The sequence below is a fragment of the Christiangramia marina genome (genome assembly GCF_048285865.1).
GTDB classification, from domain to species: Bacteria; Bacteroidota; Bacteroidia; order Flavobacteriales; family Flavobacteriaceae; genus Christiangramia; species Christiangramia marina.
This window is the reverse complement of record NZ_JBLVTK010000001.1, coordinates 319,855-323,028: the sequence shown is the minus strand read 5'-3', so window position 1 is coordinate 323,028 and position 3,174 is coordinate 319,855. Positions and strand designations below refer to the sequence as shown.

The 3,174-nt window shown below is 37.1% G+C and carries 3 protein-coding genes and 1 pseudogene; 2 read left to right on the top strand and 2 right to left on the bottom strand.

Annotated elements, in window-relative coordinates; all coding sequences use genetic code 11:
- Window positions 1–175: 175 nt before the first annotated feature.
- Window positions 176–415, bottom strand: coding sequence for a hypothetical protein (locus ACNKXS_RS01460; RefSeq protein WP_417919328.1), 240 nt, complete (start codon window positions 413–415; stop codon window positions 176–178).
- 87 nt (window positions 416–502) lie between these two features.
- The gene (locus ACNKXS_RS01455) at window positions 503–1,747 is read right to left on the bottom strand and encodes a 3-deoxy-D-manno-octulosonic acid transferase (RefSeq protein ID WP_417919327.1); all 1,245 of its coding nucleotides are present in this window, start codon (window positions 1,745–1,747) and stop codon (window positions 503–505) included.
- 97 nt (window positions 1,748–1,844) lie between these two features.
- Here ACNKXS_RS01455 and ACNKXS_RS01450 point away from each other — a divergent pair, with 97 nt between their 5' ends.
- Together ACNKXS_RS01450 and ACNKXS_RS01445 are read left to right on the top strand one after the other, a co-directional pair.
- Entirely contained in the window at window positions 1,845–2,975 is a 1,131-nt protein-coding gene (locus ACNKXS_RS01450; RefSeq protein WP_417919326.1) for a DegT/DnrJ/EryC1/StrS family aminotransferase, read from the top strand.
- Window positions 2,976–2,979: 4 nt separating this feature from the next.
- Window positions 2,980–3,174 (top strand): annotated as a pseudogene (locus tag ACNKXS_RS01445) (amidohydrolase family protein); the annotation flags it as partial.

Sequence of the window (3,174 nt, the reverse complement as noted above, 5' to 3'; positions counted from 1 at the left end):
AGACTCCATTTGCTCCATGTCATCAGTCTCATTCTCGTTAGTTTCTCTACAAGAAGTAAAGAATAAACTTGTAGACAGTGCTAAAGCAAGCATTAAAATTGGTTTTTTCATAATTTGATTATTTAGTTATTAGTAGTTTTTAGTAATTCAATGTATTAAAATTAGAGATGTATTACTAATTGTCGTCTCCAATTTTTTCGATCTCTTCGTCGATTTCCTTATTTACTTCAGTATCGACTTTTTTAGCTGTTCGCTCAAGAATTCCTTCTCGTTCATCAGCCTCTTCAGGTGATTTCACCTGCTTTTCAACTTCTACTTCCTTGACGATGGTTTCCTTTTCCGCTTCCTGTCTACATGAGGTTAGTAAAACAGAACTAAAAATTAATACAATCGCAAGGATTGATAAACGTCTCATTTGTATTTATTTAGTTGTTAATACGGGTCGAAATTACAACTATAAACAATTGTACGAATTATTTTTACTTTTTTTTAGCAATGTTTGTTAATCTCTATTTTTTTCAGCTTTTAAATGGGATTCCAGAAGTCTGGTAGCCCCTGTATTACTGTTAATAAAGTGCCCGGCAATCATTCCGCTCTTTTTTCTGAAGTTAGGATTGCTTATAAATTTGTCCATAACCTGTTCAAATTCCTCGGAATTTTTAACAGAAAACAATCCGGCTAATTGTCTCAATCGTGCTGCTTCCGGAAATTTATTATAGTTCGATCCTATGACTATGGGAATTCCGAAGGTAGCCGGTTCAAGAATGTTGTGTAAACCGGTTGAACCTGCTGCACCGCCAACATAGGCAATATCTGCATAGCTGTAGGCTCTTCCCAGGTAACCAATGGTGTCCAGAATAAAGACGTTGAAATCTTTAATTTTAGCCTCATTCATTTCTGAAAACTGCAGGACCGGTTGTTTTATTTTATGGATTAAGATCTGAATTTTTTCAGCATTGATCTCATGAGGCGCGATCAGGAACTTCTGTTCATGATGTTTATTTATATAATCAATAAAAAGTTCCTCATCTTCTGGCCAGCTACTTCCAAAGACCGTCAATACTTTATTAGCTTTAAAATTTTCGATAAACTCTATATGATTGTCCTGGGTGATCTGTGCTGCAACCCTGTCGAACCTCGTATCTCCTGCAACCGTTGCATTCCCAAAGCCTATTTTCTTCAACAAGTCTGCAGATTCCTCATTCTGAACAAAAAAGTGATGAAAAGCCTGCAAGGATTTGATCATCCATTTTCCGTAGAGTTTAAAGAAACTCTGATTTTCACGAAAGACGCCAGAAACCAGGTATGTGGGAATATTACGATCTTTAAGACCTAGTAAAAAATTTGGCCAGAAATCATATTTGATGAAGAATACCATTTTTGGGTTAATAAGGTCAATGAACTTTTGAGCATTATATTTAGTGTCGAGCGGGAGATAGGTGAAGATATCCACCAGCTTATGCTTTTTCTTATTATTGAAACCTGAAGGAGAGAAGAAACTAACAATGATCTTTTCTGAAGGATAATTATCTTTCAGCATTTTTAGAACTGGTACTGCCATTTCAAACTCTCCAAGCGAAGCTGCATGTATCCATATATAATGTGATTCTGGACATAGCAATTTTTCAAGCCGCGGAAACAGATCTTTTCTTCCTTCTGAAAATTCCTTCAATTTTGGACTGAATTTTCCGGCTATCGAAATTACCGGCTGGCTGAAATTTATAAGTGAGTTATAGAGAGATTGCATGAATGTAAATCTAATTTCAAAAATAGCCGTTTGTGATTAAAGTGATTGCCAGTAGATGCTATATTTTGTATTTTCGTGAACCTGAAAAAAAATGCAGATGAAAAACATTCAAATGGTTGATCTTAAAGGTCAGTTCGAAGGTATAAAAAACGAAGTAAATGCTTCTTTCCAGGAAATCATGGAAGAAACATCTTTTATCAATGGCCCTCATGTGCATGCATTTCAGAAGGATCTTGAAGAATATTTAGGTGTAAAGCATGTCATTCCTTGTGCGAACGGTACCGATGCTTTACAAATAGCTATGATGGGACTGGGACTAAAACCAGGCGATGAGGTCATAACTGCCGACTTCACATTTGCAGCTACTGTAGAAGTTATTGCTTTACTTCAGCTAACTCCGGTACTAGTGGATGTAGATCCCGAAACTTATAATATTGATCCTGATAAAATCCGTAAGGCTATCACCCCAAAAACCCGTGCCATCGTACCTGTGCATTTATTCGGACAGGTGGCAAATATGGATGCGGTGATGAAGATTGCTAAAGAGCATGATCTTTATGTTATTGAAGACAACGCACAGGCTATCGGTGCTAATTATCATACCCGGGAAGCCAAGACGTTCAAGGCTGGAAGCATGGGTGATGTAGGAGCTACTTCATTTTTTCCAAGCAAGAATTTAGGATGTTATGGTGATGGCGGTGCCATTTTTACGAACAATGATGAACTGGCACATACAATTAGAGGTATCGTAAATCATGGAATGTATGAGCGCTACCATCATGATGTAGTTGGAGTGAACTCGAGATTGGATAGTTTACAGGCCGCAGTATTAAAAGCTAAATTACCAAAGCTGGATATCTACAATGAAGCTAGGAAGGCAGCTGCTTTTAAATACACAGAGGCATTTAGAGGTCATGAGCAAATTGTCACGCCTTACCGGGAAGGTGATTGCGACACTCATGTTTTTCATCAATATACTTTAAGAATTCTTGATGGGAAGAGAGATGCACTGGCAAAACACCTTCAGAAGAAAGGCCTCCCATTCGGAATTTACTATCCTATTCCATTACATAAGCAAAAAGCTTATGCTGATGAGCGATATAATGAAGCCGATTTCCCTGTGACCAACAGACTTGTGAAGGAAGTTATTTCACTGCCAATGCACACAGAGCTTGATGATGAGCAAATTGATTATCTTACAGGTACAATAATCGATTTTCTAAAATAATCTCATGAAAAACATTCTTTTTATAGCAGTCGCTATTTTGTTCAGTTTGAACTTAATGGCCCAGCAAACATATATCCATGCTGGAAAATTGATCGATGCTAAGAATTCAAAAGTACTGGAAGAGTATACCATTATTGTGGAAGCTAATAAAATATCTTCCGTAGGGAAAGGTTTTAAAAATCCTTCCAGTGATAGCATA